We start from the raw sequence: 25092 nt of genomic DNA, 5'->3' as shown, positions 1-25092 counted from the left end.
ATCCGGTCGCGACATGACGTTTGTAAGCCAACTGCGCTGCACGGTGAACGCCGTCGCCAAGCGGCGCCGGCGTGGCGACGCGATATTCGAAACTGTGAGCGCCGCGGATGCGCAGGCCGGCGCGGCGGGTCATGGTGCGCGATGCCGGCCGCGCGGCGTCGCGCGGCCGGCATCGCCTCGTGGCGCTGCGCGTCCCGCGGCGATCCCCCACCCGACGCCATCCGCAGGAGGAACGATGCAACAGCACCACGGAATATCCGCGCGCGCGCCGCGCCGGCTCGCGGCCGGCGCACTGGTCTGGGCCCTGGCGACGCTGGCGCCCGGCGCCGCGGTCGCGGCCAACCAGGGCAGCGGCTTCTACGTCGATCCGAACTCGAACCCGGCGATCTGGGTCCGCGATCATCCCGCCGACGCGCGCGCCAGCAAGATCCGCAACGCCATCGCGACCAAGCCGATGGGGCGCTGGTTCGGCAACTGGAGCGGCAACATCGGCACCGCGGTGGCGACCTATGTCGACGCCGCGCGCGCCGCCGACAAGCGGCCGATCCTGGTCGCCTACAACATCCCCGGCCGCGACTGCGGCAGCCACTCCGGCGGCGGTGCCGGCAGCCCGGAGGCCTACCGCACCTGGATCTCCAGCTTCGCCTCGGGCATCGGCGACCGCCGCGCGGTGGTGGTGATCGAGCCCGACGCCCTGGCCCAGCTCGACTGCCTGGCCGCCGACCAGCGCAGCATCCGCATCGGCCTGCTGCAGTACGCGGCGCGCGAGTTCAAACTGCGCGCGCCGAACGCGCAGCTCTACCACGACGGCGGCAACGCCACCTGGATCGGCGCCGACGAGATGGCGCGGCGGTTGAACTCGGCCGGGGTGCGCGATATCCGCGGCTTCGCCCTCAACGTGTCCAACTACCACACCACCGCCGCGTCCAACAGTTACGGCGCCGCGGTCGCCGCCTCGCTCAACCGCCAGTTCGGCTACGCCAAGCCGTTCGTGGTCGACACCAGCCGCAACGGCAACGGCTCCAACGGCGAATGGTGCAACCCGGCCGGGCGCAAGCTCGGCGTCAGCTCGCAGGCCAGCACCAGCGGCGCGGAGATGCTGCTGTGGCTGAAGGTGCCGGGCGATTCCGACGGCCAATGCGGCATCGCGCCGAATACGCCGGCCGGCACCTTCACTCCCGAGTTGGCGGTGCGTTTGATCGACGGCTGGTAAGCCGGCGGCGTACGGCGGCGGCTAACGGCGGCGGCGGCGCGCTGTCGTCGCCGGATCGGTGCGCGCGCCGGTGCGTTTAGGCCTTGGCGCGTCGGCGCACCGGCGATGGCGTCTTCGCCGCAACGCCGGACGTGCGCGCCGAAGACGCCGCGGCCAGCGGCGCGTGCTCGGCCAGGTATCGCCACAGCCGCGCCGCGACCGGGCCTTGCGGACGGTCGCGGCGCCGGGCCGCGACCAGTTCCTCGCGGCGGCCGGGCAGATAGCGCCCGGCGATCGACAGCAGTCGGCCGTCGGCCAGTTCGTCCTCGATCAGAAACCGCGGCAGGTGGCCCCAGCCGAGGCCCTGCAGGACGATTTCCTTCTTCATCGCATGATCGGCGACGGTGCATTGTTGCGCCCCCTCGACCAGGAAGTAATCGCGCCGCGGCGAATGGCTGGCGCTGTCGCGGATCACGCACTGGGTGCGGTCGCGCAGTTGCTGCGGGCGGATCGCGCGCGACGGCGCGAACGGCAGGAAGCCCGGCGCGACCACCGGCACGAACGCCACCTGGCCCAGGTCGATCCAGTCCAGGCGCGGATCGCTCTTGTCGATGCAGTGGAGGATCAGGTCGGCGCGATCGTCGAACAGGCGTTCGGCCGGGCCGCCGACCGCCTCGAAATGCAGATGCAGGCGAGTGCCGGGCACCTGGGCGAAGAAGCGCCCGAGCAGCCCGAGCACGGGCGGCCGCGGGCACAGGTCGCCGATCACCACGTGCAGTTCGCTTTCTGCGCCCATCGCCAACTGCGCGGCGTGGGTGCGCAGGCCTTCGCATTCGCGCAGCACGGCCTGGGCGCGACGGTGCAAGGATTGCCCGGCGTCGGTCGCGCGCACCCGGTAGCCGCTGCGGTCGAGCAGGCTCAGGCCGAGCTGGCGTTCGAGCTTGGCGACCGCGGCGAACACCGCCGGATGCGAGCGGTGCAACACCGCCGCCGCGGCCTGGAAGCCGCCTTCGCGGATCACCGCATCGAAGCATTGCAGGTCGTGCAGGGTGAATCCGCTCATGTCGGCTTTTCTTACAGAGACTGTGTGAGCTTTGTAATATCAAGCCGGGTCGGCCGCAACTAGGCTTTGGGTCACGGCGAGGCCGTTGCGGGAGCGCGCAAGGCGCTCCTCAGCCATCGATACAGGAACCCGACCCATGAACAGCGAACTGTCCTTCTTCACCACCGGCGACGGCGTGCGCCTGGCCTACCGCTTCGACGGCGACGCGCGTGCGCCGGTGCTGGTGCTGTCCAACTCGATCGGCACCGACCTGCGGATGTGGGACGGGCAGGTCGACGCGCTGGCGCGGCACTTCCGCGTGCTGCGCTACGACGCGCGCGGCCACGGCGCCTCCGACGTGCCGGCCGGCGCCTACTCGCTGGACCGGCTCGGCCGCGACGTGATCGAGCTGATGGACGGGCTAGGCATCGGCCGCGCGCACTTCCTCGGCCTGTCGCTGGGCGGCTTCGTCGGCCAGTGGCTGGGCGTGCACGCGCCCGAGCGCATCGACCGGCTGGTGCTGGCCAATACCTCTTCCTATCTCGGCCCGGCGCCGCAGTGGGACGAGCGCATCGCCGCGGTCACCCAGGCGCCGGATCTGGCCGAGACCGCCGAGACCTTCCTGCGCAACTGGTTCCCGGCGTCGATGCTGGAGCGCGGCGACGCCGCGGTCGCGCCGTTCCGCGCCATGCTGCTGGCGACCGACCGCCAGGGCTTCGCCGGCAGCTACGCCGCGGTTCGCGACGCCGACCTGCGCCGCAGCGTCGCGCTGATCGTCAGTCCGACCCTGATCGTCGCCGGCGAACACGATCCGGTGACCGCGGCCAGCCACAGCGCGGCGATCGCCGCGACCGTGGCGGACGCCAGGCTGGTGGTGCTGCCGGCGGTGCACCTGAGCAATGTCGAGTACCCGGCCGAATTCCTCGCCGAAGTACTCGGCTTCCTGGACGCGGCCTGAGCGCTCAGCGCCGCGCGACGCTGCGCGGTGGGGCGTCGGCGCCGACCGCCTGCAGGCAATAGGTATTGCGCTCGCGCTTGGCGCAGTACAGCGCCGCATCGGCGGTGGCCAGCAGCTTGGCGGTTTCGGTCGGCCGGTTGGCATAGGCCACGCCGATGCTGGTGGTGACGCTGAGTTCGCGCTCGCCGATCTCGATCGGCCGGCGCATGCGTTCGATCAGCTTGCGCGCCACTGCCTCCGCGGCCGAGGGCACGGCGGCGTCCTCGATCAGGACCACGAACTCGTCGCCGCCCAGGCGCGCGGCCAGGTCGCTGGAGCGCACGCAGCCGAGCAGGCGCTGGGCGAAACTGCGCAGCACTTCGTCGCCGGTGGCGTGGCCGAGGCTGTCGTTGATCTGCTTGAAGTGGTCGATGTCCAGGTACAGCAGCGACAGCGCGGCGCCGCGGTTGAGGCCGAGCACGGCCAGGCTGATCCGCTCCTCGAACTGGCGCCGGTTGGCCAGGCCGGTGAGGGTGTCGAAGCGCGCCAGGCGTTCGAGTTCCTGCCGGCTGGCTTCGAGCGCGCGTTCGGTCTCGACCCGGCGGCTGATGTCGCGGCCGGCGTAGATCGCTTCCACGCCGTTGCCGTCCTCGGCCGGAATCGCCCGGGTCACCGCTTCGATCCAGACGTAGTGGCCGTCCTTGTGGCGGATCCGGTAGACCGCGGTGCGCGGCTCGCCGGTCGCGATGACTTCGGCCAACAGGCGCTGCTGGCGGTCCAGGTCCTCCGGATGGACCAGCGACTCGCGCGAGCCGAGCATCTGCGCCGGCTCCCAGCCGAGGATGTCGCGCGCCGACGGCGATACGTACAGGCGCTGGCCGTCGGCGCGCATCCGCACCACCACGTCGTGCGAGTAGTCGGCCAGCATGCGGTAGCGGCGCTCGCTGTCGCGCAGGCCGGTGACCAGGCGCTTGCGTTCGGCCATCGCCAGCGCCACCGGGATGGTCATCAGGCAGCCGCCGGCGATGTACAGCTGCAGCAGGGCCAGGCGGCCCGAGGTGCCGACCTCGGCCAGCCACAGCGGGCCGTGGCCGAGCGCGGTGGCGACGCTGCCGATCAGGGTCAGCAGGACCACGCCGAGCGCGATGCCGGCGAAGCGGTGCCGGATCGCGCCGAGCAGCAGCGGCGGGTAGGCCAGGAACAGCACCGGATACGGCGCCACGAACACCGCCAGCGCGATCGCCGCGATCAGGCCCATGGTCAACAGGAAGGACAGGCCGCGCCCCGGCGCGGTGAACATGCGCCGGCCCTCGCGCTGGGCGACCAGGGTGGTGGTGGCGAAGATCACCAGGCCGACCACGTGGGCCGAGAACCAGGTCAAAAACCCCGACCAGAACGCCGCGCCGTAGAGCAGGCGCATCGCCCCGGCGGCGATCAGACCGGACACGATGCAGGCGAGCAGGGTGCTGGAGGTGGCGATGCCGCCGAGGCTGATCCAGCGCTTGGGGTCGCCGACGTCGGGCACGAAGCGGCGGACCAAACCGGCGAGTATCAGGGCCTCGAGCAGATTCGCGCCGGTCACGATCGCCGCACCGGCGAGCAGGTCGCCGGAGCCCAGGCGCACGATCAATTCGGCGGCGAGCGCGGCGCACAGATAGACCGGCCAGCGCGCGGTACGCCGCGACAGCAGCCAGCCGACCAGGATGCCGTTGCCGATCCACACCGCCGACAGTTCGCCGGGGCCGCGCGCCAGCGCGATCGCGCCCCAGGCCGACACGCCGGTCAACAGCGCCATCAACAGCGCGTCCCAGCCGATACGTTTGGGTTCGGTAAGCACGGTCGCGTTGGTCGGCGCGAGCGGACGAGCCGGAGGCCGCACCCGCGCTCGCGCATGCTCCTGCGGGGCCAGGCCTGAGCATGCCGAAGTTAATGTGACTGGATGATCAAGCCGGCGTCGATGCCGCCGGCGCGTGCGGCCGGTGGCGGCGGTTTCGGTGCGGCAGTCGCCGGTTCTGTGATGATCTTCGCTATTTTCAGCGGCGTGCGGTGCGCTGGGCCGGGCGCGGATACACCGACTCCGGAGCCGTCCGGGCGATCTCGCCGATCAGCTCGCCGAAGGACTGCGCCGCCGGACTGCGGCCGCGCTCGCTCCAGACCAGCGAGAAATCCACTTCCGGCAAGGGCGGCAGGGCGTAGCGTTCGGCCACCGGCAGCAGGCCCGGCTCGATGTCGTCCTCGGCGATGGCGGTGATCGCCAGTCCCGCCAGGGCGGCGGCGTGGATGCCTTCCTGGCTGTGCGAGGTGAACACGATATGGCCGTCGATGCCGGCCTGCTGCAGCGCCTGCAGGCCGACCCGGCGGTGCACGCACGGCGGCGGGAAGAACGCGAACGGCAGCGACGCGCCGGGCGGCGGCACGAAACCTTCGGCGGCGACCCAGACCAGCCGCGCGCGCCGCAGCAGCTGCCCCGGCGAGGGTGTGTCGTTCGCGCGTTCGGCGATCAGCACCGCCAGGTCGAGTTCGTCGGCATCGAGCATCGCCGGCAGATCGAGGTTGGCGCTGACGCTGACTTCCAGCCGCACCTGCGGATAGGCCTGGGCGAAACGGCCGAGCAACTGCGGCAGGCGTTCGCGCATGAAGTTCTCCGGCGCGCCGAAGCGCACCGTGCCGGACACCGGCGAGGGATCGAAGCGCCGGCTCAGCGCGTCCAGCGCCTGCAGGATCTGCTGTGCGTGGCGCAGGAACTCGCGGCCGTCCTCGCTCAGGCTCAGCTTGCGCGTGCTGCGCACCAGCAGGCGTCGTCCGACCTGTGCTTCGAGCCGGCGGATCTGATGGCTGACCGCCGACTGGGTCAGGTGCAGGCGTTGCGCGGCGCGGGTGAAGCCGCCGGTGTCGACGACCGCGACGAAGGCGCGCAGCAGGCTGGGATCGAAGTCCATGGCAGCGGATAGATGACGGCCGTTAATGGCCTGGCCGAAATTAAATCATTTCTCTCATCGCCCGGGCTTGCCGACAATGGCCGCCTCCGCTGCAGCGGGCCCGTCGTCCGATCCGCCCGCCGTTCGCCTCGCCGCGACGGCGTTACGCCGCTGCGCCAGAGCGCAGGCGGCGAGCGGGCGTCGGCGGGATTCGTCCTTATTGCCCGGAGTTCCTGCCATGCCGCTTTCTTCCGCCGCGCCCGCGTCGCGGCCGCTTTCGCGCAATACCGTGGCGCTGGCCGCGGTCTGCCTGTCCTCGCTGATGTTCGGCCTGGAGATCTCCAGCGTACCGGTGATCCTGCCGGTGCTGGAGCGGCAACTGCCTGCCGGTTTCGGCCAACTGCAGTGGATCATGAACGCCTACACCCTGGCCTGCACCACGGTGCTGATGGCCGCCGGCACCTTCGGCGACCGCTACGGCCGCAAACGCGTGTTCGTCGCCGGCCTGCTCGCGTTCGCCGCGACCTCGCTGGCCTGCGGCCTGGCGAGCGATGCGCAGACGCTGATCGTCGCGCGCTTCCTGCAAGGCGGCAGCGGCGGGGTGATGCTGATCTGCGGCACCGCGGTGCTGGCGCACCAGTTCCGCGCCGGTCGCGAACGCGCGCGCGCCTTCGCCGCCTGGGGCGTGGTGTTCGGCGTCGGCCTGGGCTTCGGCCCGATCGTCGGCGGCGGCATCCTCGCCCTGGCCGACTGGCGCTGGGTGTTCCTGATCCATGTCGCGCTGGCGGCGATCACCTTGTGGCCGCTGCTGCGCGGGGTGCAGGAATCGCGCGACCCGCAGGCCGGCCGGCTCGACGCGGCCGGCATCGCGACCCTGTCGGTCGGCGTGTTCGGCCTGACCTGGTGCCTGATCCAGGGGCCGGCGGCCGGCTTCGCCAGCGCCGCGGTGCTCGCGGTGGCCGCCGTCGCGACGGTGGCGCTGATCGCCTTCGTCCGCATCGAAACCGCGCAGGCGCACCCGATGTTCGACTTCGCCGTGTTCAAGCTGCGCGACTTCTCCGGAGCGATGGTCGGCGCGGTGGCGATGAACATCAGCTTCTGGCCGTTCATCGTGTATCTGCCGATCTATTTCCACGGCGTGCTCGGCTACGACGCCTTCGCCGCCGGCGCGCTGCTGCTGGCCTATACCCTGCCGACCCTGGTCATGCCGCCGCTGGCCGAACGCCTGAGCCTGCGCTTCCATCCGGGGTGGACGGTCACCATCGGCTTGTTCGCGATCGGCGCCGGCTTCCTGGCGATGCGCTACGGCGGCCGCGCGGCCGAGCCGGGCTGGGCGCAGTTGTTGCCGGGCCTGCTGTTGGCCGGCATCGGCCTGGGCCTGACCAATACCCCGGTGACCAACACCACCACTGCGGCGGTGCCGAGCGAACGCGCCGGCATGGCCACCGGCATGGACATGAGCGCGCGCTTCATCAGCCTGACGGTGAACATCGCGGTGATGGGATTGATCCTGCTGGCCGGTATCGGCGCCAGCCTGCGCGAGCGTTACGGCGCGTTCGCGCCCACAGCGGCCGAACGCATCGCCGCCGGCGATCTGAGCGCGCTCGGCAGCGACGAAGCCGCTCGCCAGGCGGCGCGCGCCGCGCTCGCCCACGGCTTCGACCTGGCGATGCTGTACGGCGGCGTCGGCGTGTGGCTGTTGGCCGCGCTGGGCCTGGCGATCTTCAGTCCGCGCCGGATCGGCGCGCGGTTGGCCGGCTCTTAGAAGGCCAACTCCTAAAAGGCCTGCTCTTGAAAGGCCGCCCCTCGAAAAGCCGACCGGCCCGCAAGCGCCGCAGACCGGGATCGGCCTGCGGCGACGCCGCGCACGCGGCTCAGGGGTACTGGCAGTTGATCGATACGTTGACGAACCAGTTCGGATGGATGAAACGCATGCTGTGCACCTGGTAGCCGAACAGCACCGTGCCGCCGTTGGTCTGGCAGATCGAGATCGCCTGATTGACCGCGATCACCGTGGCGGTGGTGCTGTCCGCCCAGAACCCGCTGCCGTACACCTGCTCGATGCGCGCCGCCGAGGCGGACGAGCTGTAGGCCGTGCCGATCGCCAACACCAGCATCGCGCTGCGCGACATCTTCTTGATCACCGATTGCATTGCCGACTCCATTCGTGGGCCGCCGGGGCGGCGGCCGGCACACCTTGGTCGGCTCGGCCATGCGCAGGCAAGCGAAAATGCCGGCGATGTGCGGAACTGGAACGCGCCGCGCCAGCGCCCGCAATGCGTCGTCGCAACTCGAAAACGAGACTTCGCGCGCGGCCGAGACGACATCGCATCGTCATCAAGTCTGCGCGAGCGGCATGGCAGGGTGAAGCCGATGCGCGTGCGCCGGCATCCGCCTGTCGCCGCCGGATCCGAGGGCGGGCGGTTCGCGCCGGCCGCCAAGCCGCTTCCCGTCCGCTGCAGCCCATCGCGAGGCCGCCATGCCGAACCCGAGCACGCTGTCTTTCTCCCGTTCCCTGCCGCCGCTGACCGCGATCTGGACCGGTGCGCCGTGGGTGATCGGCATGCGTCTGTGGTCGCTGTCGATGGCGGCGTATCCGCCGTCGGCGCGCGAGCGGCGCGAGTGGCAGCGCATGCTCGACGAGAAGTGGGCCGCGTTCGGCCAGTCGTGGTGGGCGATGTCGACCCAGTGGTGGCGCATGCAACTGGATGCCTGGTCGACGCCGGTCGCGGCCGCGAGCTGGCACGACCCCGCCCGGGCCTGGGCCGGCGCCTGGCGCGAGGGCGACCGCTGGATCGCCGCGGGGCTGCGGCCGGTGGCGCGCACCGTGGCGCAGAACCGGCGCCGGCTGAGCCAGCGCCGGCGCTGAGCTGGCTCCCTGCAAATCGCCGGGCCTGGCTCCCCGGCGGCGGCGGCGCGCTGGGCAGACTGGGTTTCCCTATCCCGCGCCGAGACCGCCATGCCCACACCCGCCGCTGCGCAGCCACTGACCGCCGACCGGTCGGATGCGTCGATGTCCGAAGACGCGATGCCGAACGACGCGATGCCGGACGATATCTCGCCGCTCGACCCCTGGCCGCGCCGGCGTGTGCGCGTGCTCGACAGCGAGATCAGCTATGTCGACGTCGGCGAGGGCGCGCCGATCGTGCTGCTGCACGGCAACCCGACCTCGTCCTATCTGTGGCGCAACATCATCGGGCACCTCAGCGGTCTCGGCCGTTGCCTGGCGCCGGACCTGGTCGGGATGGGCGCCTCGGCGCCGATGCCGGGCGGCGGCTATCGCTTCTTCGACCATGCGCGCTATCTCGATGCCTGGTTCGAGGCGCTGGAGCTGCGCTCGGACGTGGTCCTGGTGCTGCACGACTGGGGCTCGGCGCTGGGCTTCCATTACGCGCACCGCCACCCCGAGCGGATCGCCGCGATCGCCTACATGGAAGCGTTGGTGCAGCCGCGTCTGTGGAGCGATTTTGCCCACGGCCGCGACGCGCTGTTCCGCGCGATGCGGTCCGAGCAGGGCGAACGCATGCTGCTGGACGAAAATTTCTTCGTCGAAACGGTGTTGCCCAAGAGCATCCTGCGCAGCCTCTCGGCCGAGGAGATGCAGGCGTACCGTGCGCCGTTCGCGAGCCGCGAGTCGCGCGCGCCGACCCTGGCGTTTCCACGCGATTTGCCGATCGAAGGCGAGCCGGCCGATGTCGCCGCCGCGGTCGAGGCCTACGGCCAGTGGCTGGCGCGCAGCGCTCTGCCGAAGCTGTTCGTCAACGTCGAACCCGGCGCGCTGCTGACCGGCCGCGCGCGCGAGTTCTGCCGCGGCTGGCCGAACCAGCGCGAGGTCGGCGTCGCCGGCCTGCATTACCCGCAGGAGGATTCGCCGCAGCAGATCGGCCGCGCGCTGCGCGCGTTCGTCGCCGAGGTGCGCGGGTGAGCGCGCAGCGCAGGGGCGGCGGCTGAAGCCCATTGAAGCGGCGCAGTGTGCTTCGACACACAGATTGTGCGGTAGGGGAGCGGAGTGGCATCGTCGGGCCGATCGGCATGATTTTGTGATGGATATCACTGATCGGCTGCTCTGTCCGCGGCCGGTCCTTCCCACTGCCACGAGGTGCCCATGAACCTGACTCCGCCCAGCTTCCCGATCTTCTTCCTCTCCGTGCTCGCCGGCGGCGCCGGCATCGCCGCCAAGCTGGGCTATCTGCCGCTGGCGGGCTTCGCCTTCTGGCTGGTCGCGCTGGGTTTCGTGCTGCTGCTGTTCGGCACCCTGTTCCGCGGCCTGTAAACGCGTTGCAGGCGCCCGCGGCGCGGCCGGCACGGCCTCGCCGCGGGCGGATTTGCGCTGCGTCCGCCGCGCCGGTGCGCCCGGTCGCGCCGGGTATGCGCGCCCGGTTGCGTTTCCGACGAGTGGTGGTGCCCGTGGCACACCCGGCTCAGGAACTAGGCCTGCGGTCACGGAATTGGCCCCTGGCTTCGACCAAAGTGCTATTCCCCAAGGCGGATCCCGTCGGAGTTACACCGATGACCACGATCCCATTCAGGCTGCCACGCAAGGCGCCTGCCAGCGATCTCGGCTACTGGGCCATCGCTTATCACACCGCGTCGTTCCATCGCGCCGGGGTGAGTTTCCGCGATTACGGTCCGGCCCTGTACCTGGGCGTCGCTGTGTTCAACGAACATCCCGAATATTGTTTCGACGATCCGCGCCTGAGCCTGGAACGGCGTTACCGCGAAGTGCGCGGCAACTCCTGCCTGGACTGGGCGCAGGCCAAGCCGGCCGCGCGCGCGGCTTGGGAACGCGCCCACGCGCAAGCGCTGGCGGCGCAGATCGGTCCGGCGGAAAGCCTGCGCCTGTGCGCGCATGCCTGAGCCGTAGCGCAGATCGTCGTAGACATCGCGAACCGGCCGGTGCCGGCGGGCACTGCGCGGGGCGCCGTAACACGACATATGGCGCAAGTGCCCGTCGGCCAGGCCTATCCGCCGGCCGGATCCGGCGCCACCGAGCATGACGACGAACCACGGGGCCGATCGGCCCCGTGGTTTTTTTGCGTGTCCGATGCGACCCCCCGGCTTTTGTAGGAGCGGCGTCCCACGGGATTTCCTGCGGTCATAAGCCGCGACCGCCGAAGCGGTGTACGCCAGCGTTGTGTTCGAAGCGGCCGATCTACAAGCCCTCATGCGCCGATCCTGATTTCGGACCTGACGCGTTGTGCGTCGCTTCGGCGGTCGCGGCTTACGCCGCTCCTACAGAAGAGTGGCGTCGCCGCCGAGCGGTGCGTCGCGACTTCGCGCAAATCCGCGTCTTCGCCGGCGCCGATGGCGGCGATGAAGGAAATTTTCATCGATCCAGGCGAAACAGCCGCGACAGCGAATATTGATGTCATCGACGCTTTCTCACGCGCGCTGAGCGAGCTGTCCGCGTAGTCGCCTGCAATGGCCCGCACAGAACCGGACGCATGACATCGTTGTCTCGAAGGCCAGTCCCGAAGCGGGCGCGAAAACGCGCCGCGCCGCGTCCGCGCTTATGAAAAAAGGTTCTTTTCTTACTCGTCTTCGGCGCGACTAGGCTCGGCCGCCGCGTGGACAGCGCCGGTCGCGACGGCGCCGCACGCGCATCCGCCGTCCGCATCCGCGGACGCATTCCGAACCGAGAGAGGGAGGTCGCAATGAAGAACTGGCTGCTGAGCGGCGTGTTGGCGTTGAGCGCGTTGGTCTGCGGAAGCGCGCAGGCGGTGGTGGTGGGCGGCATCGTCAGTACCCACGCGCAATGGCCCGAAGCGGTCGGCGGCTACGACCGGCTGAGCTTCTACGATCAGGTCAACCACGACGGCGGCAGCCGCTCGAACTACTACTGGGCCAACCAGTTCTGGTTCGTCGGCGGCGACGGCGGCTACATCGGCTTGCAGAACCGCTCCGGCCAGCGCTGGCTGAACTTCTCGATCTGGCTGGCCAGCGGCTGGGATCCGGCCAGCCGCGCCAGCTGCGGCCACTTCAGCCACGAAGGCAGCGGCGTGCAGTGCCAGATCAAGTGGAACTGGAAGACCGGGCACAAGTACCGGCTCGACATCGTCCGCGCCTCGAACCGGGTCAGCGGCGTGGTCACCGACCTGATGAGCGGCGAAAGCATCACCGTGGCGACGATCCTGATTCCGACCGCGTGGAGCGGGCTCAAGAACCAGTCGGTGAGTTTCGTCGAAGAGTACAGCCAGGGCAGCAACCAGCTCGCCTCGTGCAGCGTGATCGGCGCGCAGTCTTCGGTGTTCTATTTGCCGGTGGCCAACGGCAACGTGCCCGCGACCGGCCAGACCACCCGCACCTACGGCAACTGCAACGACCGCAACATCGCCCATGCCGCCTGCGATGCCGGCGGCAAGTGCATCAACATCGTCAGCGATCTGGGCGGGTTGGCTTCGCCGGCCGAGTGAGCCGGGAATGGGGAATCGGGAATCGGGAATCGGGAGTCGAGAATGGGGGATCGGCCGGCAGATGCTGGGTCGCTGGAGCCGATGCGACGACGGCTGCTGCGAAGCGCAGCGGCCGTCGTCGGGAGGCGTGCGGCGCAGTGCGCCGGATGCCGGCTCAGTGCTGCAGATCGAATTCGATGAAGCCCAGCACTTCGCCGGCGCGCGGTTGCAGACGGCGCACCTGCAGCGAGCTGCCGCCCAGCGCGAGCACGGCGCCGGGTTCGAGGCGCTGGCTGACGACTTTGTCGGCCTCGACCACGTCGCGCGGATAACGCTTGGGCCAGGTTTCGACCGTGGCGCCGTCGCGGTCGACTTCGACGATGCGCACCGCGTCGTCGCCGATGTCGAGTTCGCCGCCTTCGACCAGGGCCAGGGCATCGGCCGCCGGCGCGCCGATGCCGGCGGCGGAGAATTCGACCAGCGAGACGTTGGCGCGCTGGCCGTCGCCGCCGACGTCCTGCAGGCGCAGGAAGCCGCCGCCGACCGGGAAGATGTCCGAGCGCTTGAGCTTGAGCTTGCCGAGCCAGCGCTTGTCGGCCGGATTCCACACGTCCAGGCGCACGTCGTGGCCGTCGAACACGTTGACCAGGCCAAGCTTGGCCTGATCGTGGGACGCGGTGCGGCCCTGGATGATCTGGATACTGTCGCTCATGGAGGCTCCTGCCTGGGCAGCGGTGGGGGGCGCCGGCTCGGCGGCGCAGGACAGCAGGGTCAGGCTCAGCAACAGGCCCGCGCCGGCTTGCGGGAATCGGCCGTTCATCGCGTCATCGTCTGCATGAGAGGGCACGCAACAAGGCTAGCGCATGTAATCACCCGGACGCCGAACGCGCAAGCCGCAGGGCTGCGGCTTGCGCGCGGTGTACCGGCGATGGCGGACGCGCTTAGCGGGTCGGCGTCGAGTTCACTTCGTGGTACAGCTTCTGATAATCCGAATAGGGCATGTCGACGTCGCCGTGGCCCCAGGGATTGTCGAGCTTGATCCGGGTGTTGCCGTCGCCGTCGACGTAGATGTCCTCGACCCGGTAGGCATGGCCGCCGGCGACGCCGTACTGCTGGGCCAGCTTGGTCTGCTCGTCGTTCCAGTCGCCGGCGGTCCAGGCGACCACGGCCTCGCCGTTCTCGAGCTTCTCGTTGAGATCGCCGGAGCTGTATTCCGACGGCGATTCGGTGCTGGCGTCGCGGCCGAGGATGGCCTCCTGGACCTTGGCCGGGCTTTCGCCGTCGTCGTAGGTCTTGTAGCCGTCGCCGGCGAACTGGCCGTAAGCCTTTTCGATGATCGCCGGCCACACTTCGCCCTGGCCGTCCTTGCCCATGTCGCCGACGTCGGCGGCGGAGCCGTCGAACGGGCCGGACACGGTGACTTCCTTCTTGTCCCAGCCCGAGCCGAAACCGAGGAAGCCGCTGTCGTATTCCTTGAAGGTGACGGTGTAGGTGCCGTCGCCGTTGTCGCGGATCATGTTCTTGATCACGTCCGGGTTCTGCGCCGCGATCGCTTTGATCGTCGACATCACCGCGCAGCTGCCGTAGCCGTCCTGGTTGACGTCGTTGGCGTCGATCGGGTTGGCGTCGCCGTCGCCCTGGACGAACGGCGTCTCGGTCTTGTTCGCCTCGGCCGCTTTCTCATGGTCGATTTCCGCCGGCAGATTGATCGGGCGGAAGGCGTACAGGTTGGCGCTGTTCAGTTCCATGAGGTGCTCCGGCGCTGCGTGGGGGATGCCGCGCAGGTTAGGCCGGGCGTGGTCGCTGCATAACTAGGGCGTGCCCCAGTCCTGGGGCAGGCCCTAGGGCGCGGCGATGCGGCCGCGCGTCGGCTTCGGTCGGCGACGGTCAGTCGCCGATCGCCGGCGCGCACGCGGCGCGGAGCGCGACGTCGAGCTGCTTCAACAGCCAGTTCGCTTCTTCGTCGCTGAGCACGGTCTGACGCTCGGCGAGTTGGACCAGCAACTGATCCGGTGCGATGCGGCGGGCGATGAGTCCGGGAGGGGTGGCGTCGATGGCGTTCATACGAGGGTGGAGCACAGCTGGGGGTAGGGCGGTCGCTACGCGCGCCGCGTCGGTGGATCGCGATGCGGCTGCGGGTCTAGCGGCGATCTTGTGATCGAGTTCTCGATTTGGAGAGTGAACCCCGGGGGCGGTGTGCCGCAACTCACGCGCTTTGAATGTGCTTCGTGGCCCGTCGCCAAGCCGCGCCGGCATTGCCGCGGCGGCATTCGTTCCCGGTTTGTCCCGTGAATTCGTTGGACAGTGGGCAGGGGCGGGCCTAGCGTGACCGCGCCCTGGAGTCCGACCGCATCTTCGCCAACGCGTCCCTCGATAAGGAGAGTCCCATGCGTACCCTGCCGCTGTTCGTGTCGCTCGTTCTCGCCGTCGCCGCCTCGGCTGCGCAGGCCCACGACCCGCGTCCGGTCGGCTGGTGCCTGGACCCGGGCACGACCGAGCAGGAGGTCGCCAAGTTCGAGCTCAGCCCGGCGTATCTGAAGGCTTATCACCAACGCCAGCCGCCCAGCGACCCGGATTCCTGTCCGGCCGGCAGCGGCCAGGTCGGGACCAAGACCTGCGGCATCGTCGACGACCACTGGCATAGCGCGTCCAAGGCCGCGGCCGAAGAGTGCGCCCGGCTGGCGCCGCGTTCGATCGTCGAGGTGACCCGGCCGTGGAGCTACAACGACCTCAGCCATCACCAGTTCTATCGGGTCGACGAAGGCCTGGCCGGGCGCTGCCTGCGCTGCGTGCCGGTGCCGGCGCGCAAGGTCCGCGCCGGCAAGTAGCCGCTGCCGGTCGCCCCGGAGCGCGCGCGCCGGGATGGGGCCGATGACGATCGCAATGTGCTTTCGTGCCGGCCTCCCGATGCAGGCCGGCCGGTGCGCGATTTGCGTGTGCGCCGTGCGCGCGGTCGCGACGGCGGCCCTCAGCCCGGGTCGATCTCGACCGCCATGGCGGTGGCTTCGCCGCCGCCGATGCACAGCGCGGCCACGCCGCGACGGCCGCCCTGCCGGCGCAGGGCATGGATCAGGGTGACCAGCAGGCGCGCGCCGGTGGCGCCGATCGGATGGCCGAGCGCGCAGGCGCCGCCGTTGACGTTGAGCCGTTCGCGGGCGATGCCCAGATCGCGCGCGGCGGCCATCGCCACCACCGCGAAGGCTTCGTTGATCTCGAACAGGTCGACGTCTTCGGCGTTCCAGCCGGCGCGCGCCAGCAGCTTGCGCACGGCCGGAATCGGCGCGGTGGTGTACTGCGCCGGCGCCTGGCTGTGGCTGGCGTGGGCGACGATCCGCGCCAGCACCGGCCAGCCTTCGCGTTGCGCGGTCGAGCGCCGGGTCAGCAGCAGGGCCGCGGCGCCATCGGCATTGGCCGAGGCGCTGGCGGCGGTGATGCTGCCGTCGGCGGCGAACGCCGGCTTGAGCGCGGCGATCTTGTCCAGCGACACCTTGCGCGGGTGCTCGTCGTGCTCGACCAGGCGGGGCCCGGCCTTGTCGGCGACCGGCACGGCGACGATCTCGCCGGCGAACGCGCCGCTTTCGATCGCCGCCTGGGCGCGGCGCAGGGTCTCGTGGGCGTAGGCGTCCTGGGCGGCGCGGTCGAAGCCGTAGTCGCGCGCCAGCGCTTCGCCGAACTCGCCCATCGACCGGCCCGGTTCGTAGGCGTCTTCCAGTCCGTCCAGGGCCATGTGGTCGAAGATCCGGTCGTGGCCGACCCGATAGCCGGCGCGCGCGCGTTGCAGCAGATAGGGCGCGTTCGACATAGATTCCATGCCGCCGGCGACGGCGACGTCGATCGAGCCGGCGACCAGCGCGTCGTGCGCCTGCATCGCCGCCTTCATGCCCGAACCGCAGACCTTGTTGATCGTGACCGCCGGCGTCGCGTCGGGCAGGCCGGCCGCGCGCGCGGCCTGGCGCGCCGGCGCCTGGCCCTGGCCGGCGCCGAGCACGCAGCCCATCAGCACTTCGTCGACGCGCTCCGGGGCGATGCCGGCGCGTTGCAGGGCGGCGGCGATCGCGTGCGCGCCGAGGCGGTGCGCGGGCAGCGGCGACAACTCGCCCAGATAACGGCCGAGCGGGGTGCGCACGGCGGCGCAGACGACGATGGGATCCGACGACATGGGGGCGTTCCGGTTCAGCGCTCGAACACGAGCAGGGTGGAGGTGGCCGAGGCGTAGAGCTTGTCCTGCGCATCGGTGAGGCGGGCTTCGGCGAAGGCGGCGCGGCGACCCATCGACAGCACTCGGCCGACCGCGCGCAGCGGGCCGCAGTCGCGGGTCAGCGGACGGTGGTAGGCGATCTTCAGTTCCAGGGTGGTGTAGCCCTGCTGCGCGCTCAGCCGCGAATGCACCGCGCAGCCGCAGGCCGAATCGAGCAGGGTCGCGGCATAGCCGCCGTGCACGCTGCCGATCGGGTTGTAGGCGTGATCGCCGGGCGTGCCGGCGAACACCGCGACGCCGTCGCCGACTTCGACGAAGTCGAACTCCAGCGCGCGCAGGATGCCGGGCTTGCGCCCCGAGGCGAGCAGGGCTTGCAACTGGGCCAGGCCGGGCAGGCCGGCGGCGACTTCATCGATCAGGCTCATGGCGGAACTCCCGGTGGATGCGCAGCGCGCGTCGGTACCGATCGCGCGCCGGCGCGGTTCAGTCCAGGCCGAGCCGCGCGCGCAGGGCTTCGCGCGACGCGGCGAGCAGGGCGTCGGAGCGCTCGCGCTCGGCCTGCGCGCGCGCCAGCAACAAGGCGCCGACCAACTCGGCGCGCACCGACAGCGCCTGCCGTTCGGCGTCGTCGCCGGGGCGATGCGCGGCGATCAGCGCGCGCAAGCCTTCGTGCATGCGCTGCGCGCCGGCCTCGTAGGCGGCGCGCGCGGCCTCGGGCAGCTGCGGCAGGTCGGCGGCCAGCGGCGGCAGCGGGCAGCCGCCGAGGCGGCCGCCGTCGCGATGTTCCGGCGACAGATAACGGTCGATGCAGGTCCGCAGCGCCTGCGCCGGGGTCTGCCCGGCGAAGGCCTCGCGCCAGTAGTCGCGGGCCTGCTCGAACATGCGCTCGATCGCCGCGGCGAGCAGAGCGTCGCGCGAGGCGAAGTGGGCGTAGAAGCCGCCGTGGGTGAGCCCGGCCTCGCGCATGATCGCGGCCACGCCGAGCCGGTGCGCGCCTTGCGCGTGCAGGGCGCGGGCGGCGTGGTCGAGCAGGCGCTGGCGGGTCTGGGGCTTGCGGTCGGCGGTGTAGCGCATCGCGGCGGCCTTTATATGATTGAGATCATCTTACGCCCTCGGCACGGCGGAACAAGCCGTTGTCTGGCCCAGGGACGCGCCTGCGCTGCGTTCCGGCGCCCGCGACGTCGGCGCTCGGACGGCGCCTGTTTGCCGCAAATGTCGATTGGCGTCAGATTTTTAATGTGACGCATTGAACATTTCTGTGAACTGATTCAGGATGCGCGCCGTAGTCGAACCCTGACTGGGCCATCCGACGCCTCGCGGCGGGTTTCGCCCGGCAGCAACTCCGTTCGCTTTCGCATTCAGTGGCGCGACTGGTCGCGCCGCACAGGGGACTGTTGGTGAAAATTCGTCACGGGGCCGCGGCGTTGCGCCGGCGGTCGGCGCCGGCGCGCGCGCGTCTGGGCAGCGGTGCGGTCGCATTCGTGTTGTGCCTGCTGGCGGCTGCGGTCGCCCCGATCGCGCCGGTGCGCGCCTACCAGGCGCCGACCTCCATCGCCGCCGGCCTGACCGCGTCGGGCGGCACCTACGTGTTGCCGAACAACTACCTGGTCGGCCTCGCGGTCGCCGGCAGCAACCTCGCCATCGACACCGGCTCGACCCGCTTCGACGGCATCGGCGGGCCGGTCGCCAGCCAGCACGCGCCGGGCATCGCCCCGGCCACGCCGGCGCTGAAGCTCGACGCCAACGCCGGCGGCTGCCCGATCTCGAGCGCGCGCCAGACCTGCGCCAACCGCGGCACGATCACCCTCAGCTTCCCGCAGCCGGTGCGCAATCCCTCGCTGCATTTCAGCGGCCTCGGCGGCAACATATCCGGCGGCGTGCGCGCCAATCACGCCGCGCGCTTCACCATCGCCTCGGCCGCCAACGGCGCGACCCCGGTCAGCGGCCTGACCTGGACCCGCAGCGCCGGCAACGCCAACTTCGCCGTCACCGCGACCCAGGCCTACAGCAACGTGCTGGCCGGCAACACCAGCTGCACCGTCGCCAGCAACCCCGCCGCCTGCGGCAGCCTGCGCATCAACGGCACGATCACCCGACTGGTGATCAACGTCGCCCTTGACACTCTGCTGCAGAACGGTTCGGTGACCCTGGACAGCAGCCACGTCGATGCGCTGAGCCTGGCGGTGACGGTCGAAGAAGACTTCGGCGACGCGCCGGCGAGCTACGACTCCGGCCAGGCCGCGGTGCACGTGCTCAGCGACCTCAGCCTGGGCGGCAACGTCAGCGCCGACAACCCGACTGTCGCCGCGGCGACGAACAGCCCGCTGGCCAGCGCCGCGGCCGACGCCGACAGCGACGACCTCGCCTGGCCGACCCTGCTGCGCGGCCGCAGCGCGAATTTCGCCGTGCCGATCGCCGGCGCCAGCCGTGCCGGCACCGCCTGCGGCTGGGTCGATTTCGACAACAACGGCAGCTTCGCCGCCGGCGAAGGCGTCTGCGCCGGTTTCGCCGCCGGTGCGACCAGCGTGCCGCTGAGCGTCGCGGCGCCGGCTAGCGCCGTCGTCGGCCAGCGCATGGCGCGCCTGCGGGTCGCCTACGGCAGCGCCTTGAGCGCGGCCACGCCGAGCGGCCGCGCCGACAGCGGCGAAGTCGAGGACGCGCTGGTGCAACTGGCCGAGCCGGCGCGGATCGTGCTGCGCAAGACCAGCCTCGGCGGCACCGGCAGTTTCGGTTTCTCCCTGAGCAACACCGTGCAGGCCGGCGGCAGCGCCACCACCACCGCCAGCGGCAGCGCGGTGCAGGTCGACGGCGACAGCGCGACCGCCGGGGTGCAGGCGTTCGCCGTGCAGACTGCCGGCAGCGCGGTGACGATCGACGAGAACGCTTTGCCGGCCGGCTGGCGGCTGAGTTCGGCGCGCTGCACCGACGCCGGCGGCGCCACCGTCGGCAGCCTGGCGGGCACGGTCTATACGATTCCAGGCAGCGCCACCGCGCTGGACGCGGTGCTGACCTGCGACTTCGTCAATGCCCGGCCGGCGCTGCTGCGCCTGCGCAAGAGCCTGCCGCTGGGCCGCTTCGTCGCCGCCGACCAGTTCGTGCTCAGCATCGCCGGCAGCGGCGCGCCGGTATCGGCGACCACCAGCGGCAGCGACAACGCGCCGGCCGAAACCGTGCTGATCGATCCGGCCGAGATCGGCACGGCGCATACCTTCAGCGAAACCGGCGCCGCCGCCACCGACCTGGCCGGCTACACCACCACCTATGCCTGCAGCAATGCGCTGGCCGGCGGCCAGGCGCCCAGCGGCAACGGCCGCAGTTTCGTCCTGACCCCGGTGGCCGGCGACGATCTGACCTGCAGCTTCGTCAACACCCGCCGCCCGCTGGCCGACCTGACCATCCGCAAGACCAATACGCCCGCGGCCGGCGCCGACGATGCCATCGGCGACACCCTGGTGCGCGGCGCTTCGACCACCTACACCATCGTGGTCGGCAACAACGGCCCGGACGCGGTGACCGGCGCGATCCTGCGCGACCCGATCGCCGGGCGCAGCGGGATCAGCTGCACCGCGCCGCCGAGCTGCAGCGGCGCGGCCTGCCCGGCGGGGCTGAGCCTGGCCCAGCTCGACGCGGGCGTGGCCTTGGGCACCTTGAGCAACGGCGGCTCGATCACGGTGACGCTGACCTGCACGGTCAATTGAGCCCGGGCGGCGGCGAGTCGAGACGAACCAGGGCGTCGGGACGAGTCGGCTGTGCTGCGCCGGCAGCGGCGAGTCGGTAGCCGCGCGCCAATAGAAGCAAGCCCGTAGAAGCAAGCCGGTAGAAGCAGGCCAATAGAAGCAGGCCAATAGAAGCAAACCGATACGGGCCGGTCGATAGCGCCGACCGGTCCAGCGGCCGCGCAGTCGGGCCGGCAGCGCCGGCGCCGCCGCGCGATGCCGGCGGCTTGCGCACCGGCACCGCAGCGCCGACCGATCAGGCGCCGGCGGCGATCTCGCTGACCGCCAGCTGCGCGCGCAGTTCGGCGTTCTCGCGCTTGAGCGCGTCGTTCTCGGCGCTGAGTTCGGCGACCCGGCGCAGCAGGATCCGCTTCTCTTCGTCGCGGCCCGCGTCGGCCGCCTCTTCGGCGTCCTCCTCGGCGTTCTCGCGCGGCTTGCGCTTGGACGCGCGCACCCGCTTGGCCGCTTCCTTGAGCTCGCTGTTGCCGGCCAGCGCGGCGGCGCGCTGTTCCTCTTCCGGCAGGGTCGCCACCGCAGCGGCGGCATTGATCGACAAGCCGCCGGACTTCACCGCGGCCACCACTTCCGGCGCGGCCTGCTTGTGGATGGTTTCGATCAGACCGACCTGGGCGCTGCTCAGCCGCGCCTCGCGGGCGATCTCGCTGCGCTGCTTGCGCGCGGCGACGGCCGGCGCCGCCGGTGCGGCTGTGGCTGCGGCCGTCGCCGGTGCGGCTTCGCCCTCGGCGGGCGGATCCCACGGCGCCTGGTCGTCGTCGGGCGAGGCCGGCGGCGGGATCGGCGCCGGCGCGGCCATCGCCGCGCTGGCCTTGGCGCTGGCGCGCTCGGCCAGGATCTCGCGCTTGCGCAGCGCCAGCACGCCGCGCTGGAAGTCGGACACGCTGCGGCGGCCCAGGTGCTGGTCGATCATCCACAGGTAGACGTCTTCCATCGATTGGAAGCGCGGGTTCTGCACGGTCTGGAACGGCAGGCCGTGCTTCTTGCAGATGCCGTAGCGGTTGTGGCCGTCGACCAGCACGTCGCCCCACAGCACCAGGGCGTCGCGGCAGCCCTCGGCGAGCAGGCTGCGCTCCAGCGCGGCGTATTCCTCCGCGGTCAGCGGGTCGATATAGGCCTTGAGGTCTTCGTTGACGACGATGTTCATGCGCTGCGGCTACGTAAAACTGGGGGCGGCATTGTAGTGAGATGTCGCCCCCGGGTCAGCCGCCGCGAGCCGGCGCGGCGGTTCCGCGCCGGCGTCGTGCAGTTCGTCGACGGCCGATCCGGCCGATCCAGCCGATTGCGCGCAGCCATAGCGCCGATCGCGCAAGCACGGTCCGCGCCGTTCAGGCCGGACGGTCCGACCTGGGCCCGGCGTCGAAGCCGCCGGAGCCGTGCCGCGCGGGCGCCCGCGCCAGGCGTTCGCACAGCGCGAAGACACCGTGCCGGTAGCGTTCGAACATCGGCTGATGCGCCTGGGCCCGATAGCGCGCCAGCGGATCGTCGAGCACCGCGCGGCTGCGCCCGTCGCCGCCGCCGTCGAGGAAATGCTGGAGGCGGTGCGAATCGCGCAAGGCCGCCGCGGCCGGCAAGGGGTGGCGCAGGTCGGCGCTGGCGCCGCACGGCGCGTGGCGGTCGATCTCGTGCAGGCGCCAGACCTCCTGCGCCAGCGCGTACACGCGCACGCGGCCGAAGTGCCGGCCGGCGGCGCTGACCGCATCGCCGGCCATGACGTGATTGAGCATCTGCCGGCCGCCTTCGGGAATGCCCCAAGTCGGGTCGGCCGCGCCATAGGCGTTGAAGGTTTCGCCGCGCAGGCCGAAGCGATGCGCGGCGATCTGGGCCAGACCGCCGCCGAGCGAATGGCCGGTGACGCTGACCGGCGTCGCCGGCGGCAGGGTGCGCGCCAGCATCAGCGCCTGCCGGGTCAGGGCGAGCGCGCCGTCGCTGTGCGCGGCGATGCGCCGGCCGGCCGTCGCCAGGCCGGCGTCGTCCCGGTCCGCCTGGCGCAGCGCATCGCCGCCGTGGGCGACCACATATTCGCCGGTGTCGGCGCGACGATAGAGCGTGCCCCGATAGCCGCAGGCGCGGTCGACGCGCTGCACCACGGCGTAGCTCGCGCCGTCGATGCGCAGCGCATCGTCCGCGTACGGCGGAGCGGGCCGGGCCGCGTGTTCGACGAGTACGGCGTAGTGGCGGCTGGGCAGGCTCATGGCGTCGGTTCCTTCGACGGGAGAAAGGATTCAGGCCGCCAGGAGCGTCGAACGCGCGACGTCGCGGGAGGCATCGGACTCACAGCAGCAGCCCGTGTTCCAGCGCCAGCCGGGTCAGCCCCGCGTCGCTGCGCACGCCGAGCTTGTTGAACAGGCGCGAGCGGTGGGTGCGCACGGTCGAATCGACCAGGCCGAGCGCCAGGGCGATGTGCTGGATGCCGTGGCCGCGCGCGGTCATGCGGGCGATCTCCAGCTCGCGCGCGCTGAGCCGGTCGAACGGCGATTCGCCGAACAGCACCCGGCTGGCGAGGCCGTCGTCGAGATAGCGCCGGCCCGCGGCGACTTCGCGCACCGCGCGCGCGACCGTCGCCAGCGCGCAGCCGTAGGACAGATAGCCGCGCGCGCCGGCGGCGAACAAATGCTTGGGCAGGACGCCGTCGTGGGCCGCGGCCAGCGCCAGCACCCAGGGCCGCCCCGGCAGCCGGTGCAGGAAATCGACGCCGTCGATGTCCGGCAACTGGGTCGAGCACACCACCAGGTCGATCTCGACCTCGAACACCGCGCGCAGCGCCGCCTCGCCGCGGTCGGCCTCGCCGACCACGGCGATGTCGCCGGCCTCCTGTGCGATCCAGCGCAATCCGGCGCGGATCAGGGGCTGGGCGTCGACGGCGAATACCCGGATCACATGGCGTCCTTGCGGCTGGTTCCGAGGACGACTACGCCGTTAAAACCGTAAATTGGCAATGTGTGCCAGCTGAAATTGCTTCGCGTCCACATCGTTGTGGACGTTCGTCCACAACGTGTAGTCAAACGCGTCCGCCGAATCAGATTACTCCTACCCGAAGCGGCGCAGCGGCGCTGCTAGCGTTTGGCCCTGGCGGTCGCGGCGATCGCCCACCAAGACGATCGGGGCGCTGGGCATGGACTGGATGCAATGGGATGCGCTCGCAGCTGGCATCGGCGACTTCGTGTTCTTCCGTCTGATCGACGAGTACTTCCGCGCCGAGATCGACCGCTTCGGCCTGCAGCTGATGGCGCGGGCGATGGCCTGGGCCAGCGCGGTCGCATTGAGCCTGGTCACGCTGTGGATCCTGGTCGCCGGCTACCGCATCGTTACCGGGCGCTCGCGCGAATCGATGCCGGCCCTGGTCGCGGATCTGAGCCGGATCGCGGTGATCGTCGCGGTCGCCACCGGCATGTCGTTGTCGGGCGTGCGGCTGCACGAGTTCCTCACCGTCGACCTGGACCGCGAGATCCACGAGCTGTTCACCGGCATCGAAGGCCGCACCGCGGCGCAGAGCATCGACGAGAACCTGGCCTATGCCCAGGTCGCGATGGACGCGATCGATGCGGTGCAGGTGGTCGAGGGCGATCAGGCGCTGCGCGAAGAGAAGGCGCGCGCGCTGCTGTTCGCCGGCTTCGGCGCCGCCGGCCCGGCCATGACCGCGGCGGCGATGCTGCTGCTGTACAAGTTCGGCATCGCGGTGTTCATCGGCCTGGGACCGCTGTTCGTGCTGTGCCTGATCTTCGAGCAGACCCGCGAGCTGTTCCGGCGTTGGCTGCTGTACGGCATCGGCACCCTGTTCTCGATGGCGACCTTGAGCGTGGTCACGGCGATGGCCACCAAGCTGATGGGCAAGATCGCGGTGGCGTTCTGGGTGAGCAAGCTCGCCGGCGGCCTGCCCGGGCTGGACGCCGAGGGCATGAGCACCCTGGCCCTGCAGCAGGGCGGGATCGGCCTGATCCTGACCGTCTTCATCGTCGTCGCGCCGCCGGCGTCGGCCTTGTTCTTCAACGGCACCCTGGGGCAGTTCCAGGCCCATTCGGCGTTCGCCGGCCACCCGGCCGGCGCGACCCACAGCGGCGCCGCGCCGATGCCGGCGATGCCGCCGGCGACCAGCGCGACCGAGCGAGCGCCTGCCGAACCCATCCGCACCTCGTCGCCGTCCTCGTCGCGCATCGCCGCGGGGGCGCCGTGATCCGCCTGCCGACGCGGCCGTGGACGATCGCGCTGAGCCTGGCCGTCGCCTGCCTGTCCGGCCGCGCGCACGGCGAGGGCGTCTGCCCGCCCGGCATGCTGCCCTACCGCACCGGCAATGAGCAGGCCTGCGCGCCGGCGCCGCCCGGCTACTACCCCGAGCCGGCCGCGCCGCGCGAGGTCTGGGGCTCGCGCTGGGGCGCGATCGCGCTCGACGGCGCGCGCGGCGCGATCGGCACCGCGCACGGTGCGCCGAGCAAGCGCGAGGCGCGACGCGAGGCGCTCGACCACTGCGCCGCGCAGGGCGGCCAGGACTGCGCGATCCAGCTGGTCTACAGCAACCAATGCGTCGCGGTGGCGATCAGCGACCGCCGGGTGTTCGTGTTGCCGTCGGAACTCAAGGAGGACGCGGTCGAACGCGCCCTGCACGAATGCCGCGCCCGCGCCGAAGCGAACTGCCGCTCGCACTACGCCGCCTGCAGTCTGCCGCTGCGGGTGCGATGACCCGA

Annotated in this window: 26 protein-coding genes; 12 read left to right on the top strand and 14 right to left on the bottom strand. The window is 71.1% G+C overall.

The window, feature by feature from the left end:
- Positions 1-235: 235 nt before the first annotated feature.
- Positions 236-1213 carry a glycoside hydrolase family 6 protein gene (locus K4L06_RS04300; protein ID WP_221670220.1) on the top strand — a complete coding sequence of 326 codons (978 nt, stop codon included), beginning with the start codon at positions 236-238 and terminating at the stop codon, positions 1211-1213.
- A 76-nt stretch (positions 1214-1289) separates the two neighbouring features.
- On the opposite strand, the gene K4L06_RS04295 is transcribed toward K4L06_RS04300, so the two are convergent.
- A complete protein-coding gene (locus tag K4L06_RS04295) occupies positions 1290-2255 on the bottom strand; it encodes a LysR family transcriptional regulator (protein ID WP_221670219.1) in 966 nt (321 codons plus the stop codon).
- Positions 2256-2391: 136 nt separating this feature from the next.
- Here K4L06_RS04295 and pcaD point away from each other — a divergent pair, with 136 nt between their 5' ends.
- On the top strand, positions 2392-3192 hold the full coding sequence (gene pcaD, locus K4L06_RS04290) for a 3-oxoadipate enol-lactonase (RefSeq protein ID WP_221670218.1): 801 nt from the start codon (positions 2392-2394) through the stop codon (positions 3190-3192).
- Between the two features lie 4 nt (positions 3193-3196).
- On the opposite strand, the gene K4L06_RS04285 is transcribed toward pcaD, so the two are convergent.
- Together K4L06_RS04285 and K4L06_RS04280 are read right to left on the bottom strand one after the other, a co-directional pair.
- Positions 3197-5008: a sensor domain-containing diguanylate cyclase gene (locus K4L06_RS04285; protein ID WP_221670217.1), complete on the bottom strand. Its 1812-nt coding sequence runs from the start codon at positions 5006-5008 to the stop codon at positions 3197-3199.
- Positions 5009-5204: 196 nt separating this feature from the next.
- Positions 5205-6110, bottom strand: a complete 906-nt coding sequence (locus K4L06_RS04280; protein WP_221670216.1) for a LysR substrate-binding domain-containing protein — start codon at positions 6108-6110, stop codon at positions 5205-5207.
- Positions 6111-6327: 217 nt separating this feature from the next.
- On the opposite strand from K4L06_RS04280, the gene K4L06_RS04275 reads away from it, so the two are divergent.
- Positions 6328-7854: an MFS transporter gene (locus K4L06_RS04275; protein WP_221670215.1), complete on the top strand. Its 1527-nt coding sequence runs from the start codon at positions 6328-6330 to the stop codon at positions 7852-7854.
- 109 nt (positions 7855-7963) lie between these two features.
- Here K4L06_RS04275 and K4L06_RS04270 read toward each other — a convergent pair whose 3' ends face one another.
- A complete protein-coding gene (locus tag K4L06_RS04270; protein ID WP_221670214.1) occupies positions 7964-8242 on the bottom strand; it encodes a hypothetical protein in 279 nt (92 codons plus the stop codon).
- Positions 8243-8568: 326 nt separating this feature from the next.
- Here K4L06_RS04270 and K4L06_RS04265 point away from each other — a divergent pair, with 326 nt between their 5' ends.
- From K4L06_RS04265 to K4L06_RS04250, 4 genes are all read left to right on the top strand, one after another.
- The gene (locus K4L06_RS04265; protein ID WP_221670213.1) at positions 8569-8958 is read left to right on the top strand and encodes a hypothetical protein; all 390 of its coding nucleotides are present in this window, start codon (positions 8569-8571) and stop codon (positions 8956-8958) included.
- Positions 8959-9102: 144 nt separating this feature from the next.
- Positions 9103-10014: a haloalkane dehalogenase gene (locus K4L06_RS04260; protein ID WP_221670212.1), complete on the top strand. Its 912-nt coding sequence runs from the start codon at positions 9103-9105 to the stop codon at positions 10012-10014.
- 180 nt (positions 10015-10194) lie between these two features.
- Complete coding sequence (locus K4L06_RS04255; protein WP_221670211.1) at positions 10195-10362, top strand: hypothetical protein; 168 nt, start codon at positions 10195-10197, stop codon at positions 10360-10362.
- A gap of 236 nt (positions 10363-10598) precedes the next feature.
- A complete protein-coding gene (locus K4L06_RS04250) occupies positions 10599-10946 on the top strand; it encodes a hypothetical protein (protein WP_221670210.1) in 348 nt (115 codons plus the stop codon).
- A 305-nt stretch (positions 10947-11251) separates the two neighbouring features.
- Here K4L06_RS04250 and K4L06_RS04245 read toward each other — a convergent pair whose 3' ends face one another.
- Positions 11252-11419: a hypothetical protein gene (locus K4L06_RS04245; RefSeq protein WP_221670209.1), complete on the bottom strand. Its 168-nt coding sequence runs from the start codon at positions 11417-11419 to the stop codon at positions 11252-11254.
- Between the two features lie 324 nt (positions 11420-11743).
- Here K4L06_RS04245 and K4L06_RS04240 point away from each other — a divergent pair, with 324 nt between their 5' ends.
- Complete coding sequence (locus tag K4L06_RS04240; protein ID WP_221670208.1) at positions 11744-12502, top strand: DUF3472 domain-containing protein; 759 nt, start codon at positions 11744-11746, stop codon at positions 12500-12502.
- 154 nt (positions 12503-12656) lie between these two features.
- Here K4L06_RS04240 and K4L06_RS04235 read toward each other — a convergent pair whose 3' ends face one another.
- The 3 genes from K4L06_RS04235 to K4L06_RS04225 form a co-directional block, all read right to left on the bottom strand.
- Entirely contained in the window at positions 12657-13193 is a 537-nt protein-coding gene (locus K4L06_RS04235; protein ID WP_221670207.1) for a hypothetical protein, read from the bottom strand.
- A 229-nt stretch (positions 13194-13422) separates the two neighbouring features.
- Entirely contained in the window at positions 13423-14229 is an 807-nt protein-coding gene (locus K4L06_RS04230) for a C2 family cysteine protease (protein WP_221670206.1), read from the bottom strand.
- 139 nt (positions 14230-14368) lie between these two features.
- A complete protein-coding gene (locus tag K4L06_RS04225; RefSeq protein ID WP_221670205.1) occupies positions 14369-14545 on the bottom strand; it encodes a hypothetical protein in 177 nt (58 codons plus the stop codon).
- 323 nt (positions 14546-14868) lie between these two features.
- Here K4L06_RS04225 and K4L06_RS04220 point away from each other — a divergent pair, with 323 nt between their 5' ends.
- A complete protein-coding gene (locus tag K4L06_RS04220) occupies positions 14869-15309 on the top strand; it encodes a hypothetical protein (protein WP_221670204.1) in 441 nt (146 codons plus the stop codon).
- Between the two features lie 140 nt (positions 15310-15449).
- Here K4L06_RS04220 and K4L06_RS04215 read toward each other — a convergent pair whose 3' ends face one another.
- The 3 genes from K4L06_RS04215 to K4L06_RS04205 are packed head-to-tail and all read right to left on the bottom strand — an operon-like array spanning position 15450 to position 17753.
- Positions 15450-16640: an acetyl-CoA C-acyltransferase gene (locus tag K4L06_RS04215; protein ID WP_221670203.1), complete on the bottom strand. Its 1191-nt coding sequence runs from the start codon at positions 16638-16640 to the stop codon at positions 15450-15452.
- A 14-nt stretch (positions 16641-16654) separates the two neighbouring features.
- Positions 16655-17104, bottom strand: a complete 450-nt coding sequence (locus K4L06_RS04210) for a PaaI family thioesterase (protein ID WP_221670202.1) — start codon at positions 17102-17104, stop codon at positions 16655-16657.
- A 58-nt stretch (positions 17105-17162) separates the two neighbouring features.
- Positions 17163-17753, bottom strand: coding sequence for a TetR/AcrR family transcriptional regulator (locus K4L06_RS04205; protein ID WP_221670201.1), 591 nt, complete (start codon positions 17751-17753; stop codon positions 17163-17165).
- Between the two features lie 323 nt (positions 17754-18076).
- On the opposite strand from K4L06_RS04205, the gene K4L06_RS04200 reads away from it, so the two are divergent.
- Positions 18077-20377 carry a GEVED domain-containing protein gene (locus tag K4L06_RS04200; protein WP_221670200.1) on the top strand — a complete coding sequence of 767 codons (2301 nt, stop codon included), beginning with the start codon at positions 18077-18079 and terminating at the stop codon, positions 20375-20377.
- A gap of 274 nt (positions 20378-20651) precedes the next feature.
- On the opposite strand, the gene K4L06_RS04195 is transcribed toward K4L06_RS04200, so the two are convergent.
- From K4L06_RS04195 to K4L06_RS22765, 3 genes are all read right to left on the bottom strand, one after another.
- Positions 20652-21557 (bottom strand): plasmid replication/partition related protein, encoded by a 906-nt coding sequence (locus K4L06_RS04195; protein WP_221670199.1) that lies wholly within the window; start codon positions 21555-21557, stop codon positions 20652-20654.
- A gap of 181 nt (positions 21558-21738) precedes the next feature.
- Positions 21739-22605, bottom strand: a complete 867-nt coding sequence (locus tag K4L06_RS04190; RefSeq protein WP_221670198.1) for a hypothetical protein — start codon at positions 22603-22605, stop codon at positions 21739-21741.
- A 79-nt stretch (positions 22606-22684) separates the two neighbouring features.
- Positions 22685-23290 carry a response regulator transcription factor gene (locus K4L06_RS22765; protein WP_221670197.1) on the bottom strand — a complete coding sequence of 202 codons (606 nt, stop codon included), beginning with the start codon at positions 23288-23290 and terminating at the stop codon, positions 22685-22687.
- A gap of 235 nt (positions 23291-23525) precedes the next feature.
- Between K4L06_RS22765 and K4L06_RS04180 the strand changes: the two genes are divergently transcribed.
- Both K4L06_RS04180 and K4L06_RS04175 read left to right on the top strand, forming a co-directional pair.
- Positions 23526-24584 (top strand): type IV secretion system protein, encoded by a 1059-nt coding sequence (locus tag K4L06_RS04180; RefSeq protein ID WP_221670196.1) that lies wholly within the window; start codon positions 23526-23528, stop codon positions 24582-24584.
- A complete protein-coding gene (locus tag K4L06_RS04175) occupies positions 24581-25087 on the top strand; it encodes a DUF4189 domain-containing protein (protein ID WP_221670195.1) in 507 nt (168 codons plus the stop codon). The genes K4L06_RS04180 and K4L06_RS04175 overlap by 4 nt, the downstream gene beginning before the upstream one ends.
- The last annotated feature ends 5 nt before the right edge of the window (positions 25088-25092 follow it).

Origin of the sequence: Lysobacter sp. BMK333-48F3 (assembly GCF_019733395.1) — a bacterium.
In the GTDB taxonomy this organism is placed as follows: Bacteria; Pseudomonadota; Gammaproteobacteria; order Xanthomonadales; family Xanthomonadaceae; genus Lysobacter.
The sequence above is the reverse complement of the archived record's forward strand: the minus strand, read 5'-3'. Positions and strand labels throughout refer to the sequence as shown.

What these genes read in the sequence shown, in the direction of transcription:
- K4L06_RS04260 (WP_221670212.1), top strand. Translation starts at nt 9,103, where the DNA reads ATGTCCGAAGACGCGATGCCGAACGACGCGATGCCGGACGATATCTCG.
- K4L06_RS04265 (WP_221670213.1), top strand. Translation starts at nt 8,569, where the DNA reads ATGCCGAACCCGAGCACGCTGTCTTTCTCCCGTTCCCTGCCGCCGCTG.
- K4L06_RS04245 (WP_221670209.1), bottom strand. Translation starts at nt 11,419, where the DNA reads ATGAAAATTTCCTTCATCGCCGCCATCGGCGCCGGCGAAGACGCGGAT.
- K4L06_RS04190 (WP_221670198.1), bottom strand. Translation starts at nt 22,605, where the DNA reads ATGAGCCTGCCCAGCCGCCACTACGCCGTACTCGTCGAACACGCGGCC.
- K4L06_RS04205 (WP_221670201.1), bottom strand. Translation starts at nt 17,753, where the DNA reads ATGCGCTACACCGCCGACCGCAAGCCCCAGACCCGCCAGCGCCTGCTC.
- K4L06_RS04280 (WP_221670216.1), bottom strand. Translation starts at nt 6,110, where the DNA reads ATGGACTTCGATCCCAGCCTGCTGCGCGCCTTCGTCGCGGTCGTCGAC.
- K4L06_RS04250 (WP_221670210.1), top strand. Translation starts at nt 10,599, where the DNA reads ATGACCACGATCCCATTCAGGCTGCCACGCAAGGCGCCTGCCAGCGAT.
- K4L06_RS04255 (WP_221670211.1), top strand. Translation starts at nt 10,195, where the DNA reads ATGAACCTGACTCCGCCCAGCTTCCCGATCTTCTTCCTCTCCGTGCTC.
- K4L06_RS04215 (WP_221670203.1), bottom strand. Translation starts at nt 16,640, where the DNA reads ATGTCGTCGGATCCCATCGTCGTCTGCGCCGCCGTGCGCACCCCGCTC.
- K4L06_RS04240 (WP_221670208.1), top strand. Translation starts at nt 11,744, where the DNA reads ATGAAGAACTGGCTGCTGAGCGGCGTGTTGGCGTTGAGCGCGTTGGTC.
- K4L06_RS04270 (WP_221670214.1), bottom strand. Translation starts at nt 8,242, where the DNA reads ATGCAATCGGTGATCAAGAAGATGTCGCGCAGCGCGATGCTGGTGTTG.
- K4L06_RS04235 (WP_221670207.1), bottom strand. Translation starts at nt 13,193, where the DNA reads ATGAGCGACAGTATCCAGATCATCCAGGGCCGCACCGCGTCCCACGAT.
- K4L06_RS04300 (WP_221670220.1), top strand. Translation starts at nt 236, where the DNA reads ATGCAACAGCACCACGGAATATCCGCGCGCGCGCCGCGCCGGCTCGCG.
- K4L06_RS04295 (WP_221670219.1), bottom strand. Translation starts at nt 2,255, where the DNA reads ATGAGCGGATTCACCCTGCACGACCTGCAATGCTTCGATGCGGTGATC.
- K4L06_RS04220 (WP_221670204.1), top strand. Translation starts at nt 14,869, where the DNA reads ATGCGTACCCTGCCGCTGTTCGTGTCGCTCGTTCTCGCCGTCGCCGCC.
- K4L06_RS04225 (WP_221670205.1), bottom strand. Translation starts at nt 14,545, where the DNA reads ATGAACGCCATCGACGCCACCCCTCCCGGACTCATCGCCCGCCGCATC.
- K4L06_RS04180 (WP_221670196.1), top strand. Translation starts at nt 23,526, where the DNA reads ATGGACTGGATGCAATGGGATGCGCTCGCAGCTGGCATCGGCGACTTC.
- pcaD (WP_221670218.1), top strand. Translation starts at nt 2,392, where the DNA reads ATGAACAGCGAACTGTCCTTCTTCACCACCGGCGACGGCGTGCGCCTG.
- K4L06_RS04195 (WP_221670199.1), bottom strand. Translation starts at nt 21,557, where the DNA reads ATGAACATCGTCGTCAACGAAGACCTCAAGGCCTATATCGACCCGCTG.
- K4L06_RS04230 (WP_221670206.1), bottom strand. Translation starts at nt 14,229, where the DNA reads ATGGAACTGAACAGCGCCAACCTGTACGCCTTCCGCCCGATCAATCTG.
- K4L06_RS04210 (WP_221670202.1), bottom strand. Translation starts at nt 17,104, where the DNA reads ATGAGCCTGATCGATGAAGTCGCCGCCGGCCTGCCCGGCCTGGCCCAG.
- K4L06_RS04275 (WP_221670215.1), top strand. Translation starts at nt 6,328, where the DNA reads ATGCCGCTTTCTTCCGCCGCGCCCGCGTCGCGGCCGCTTTCGCGCAAT.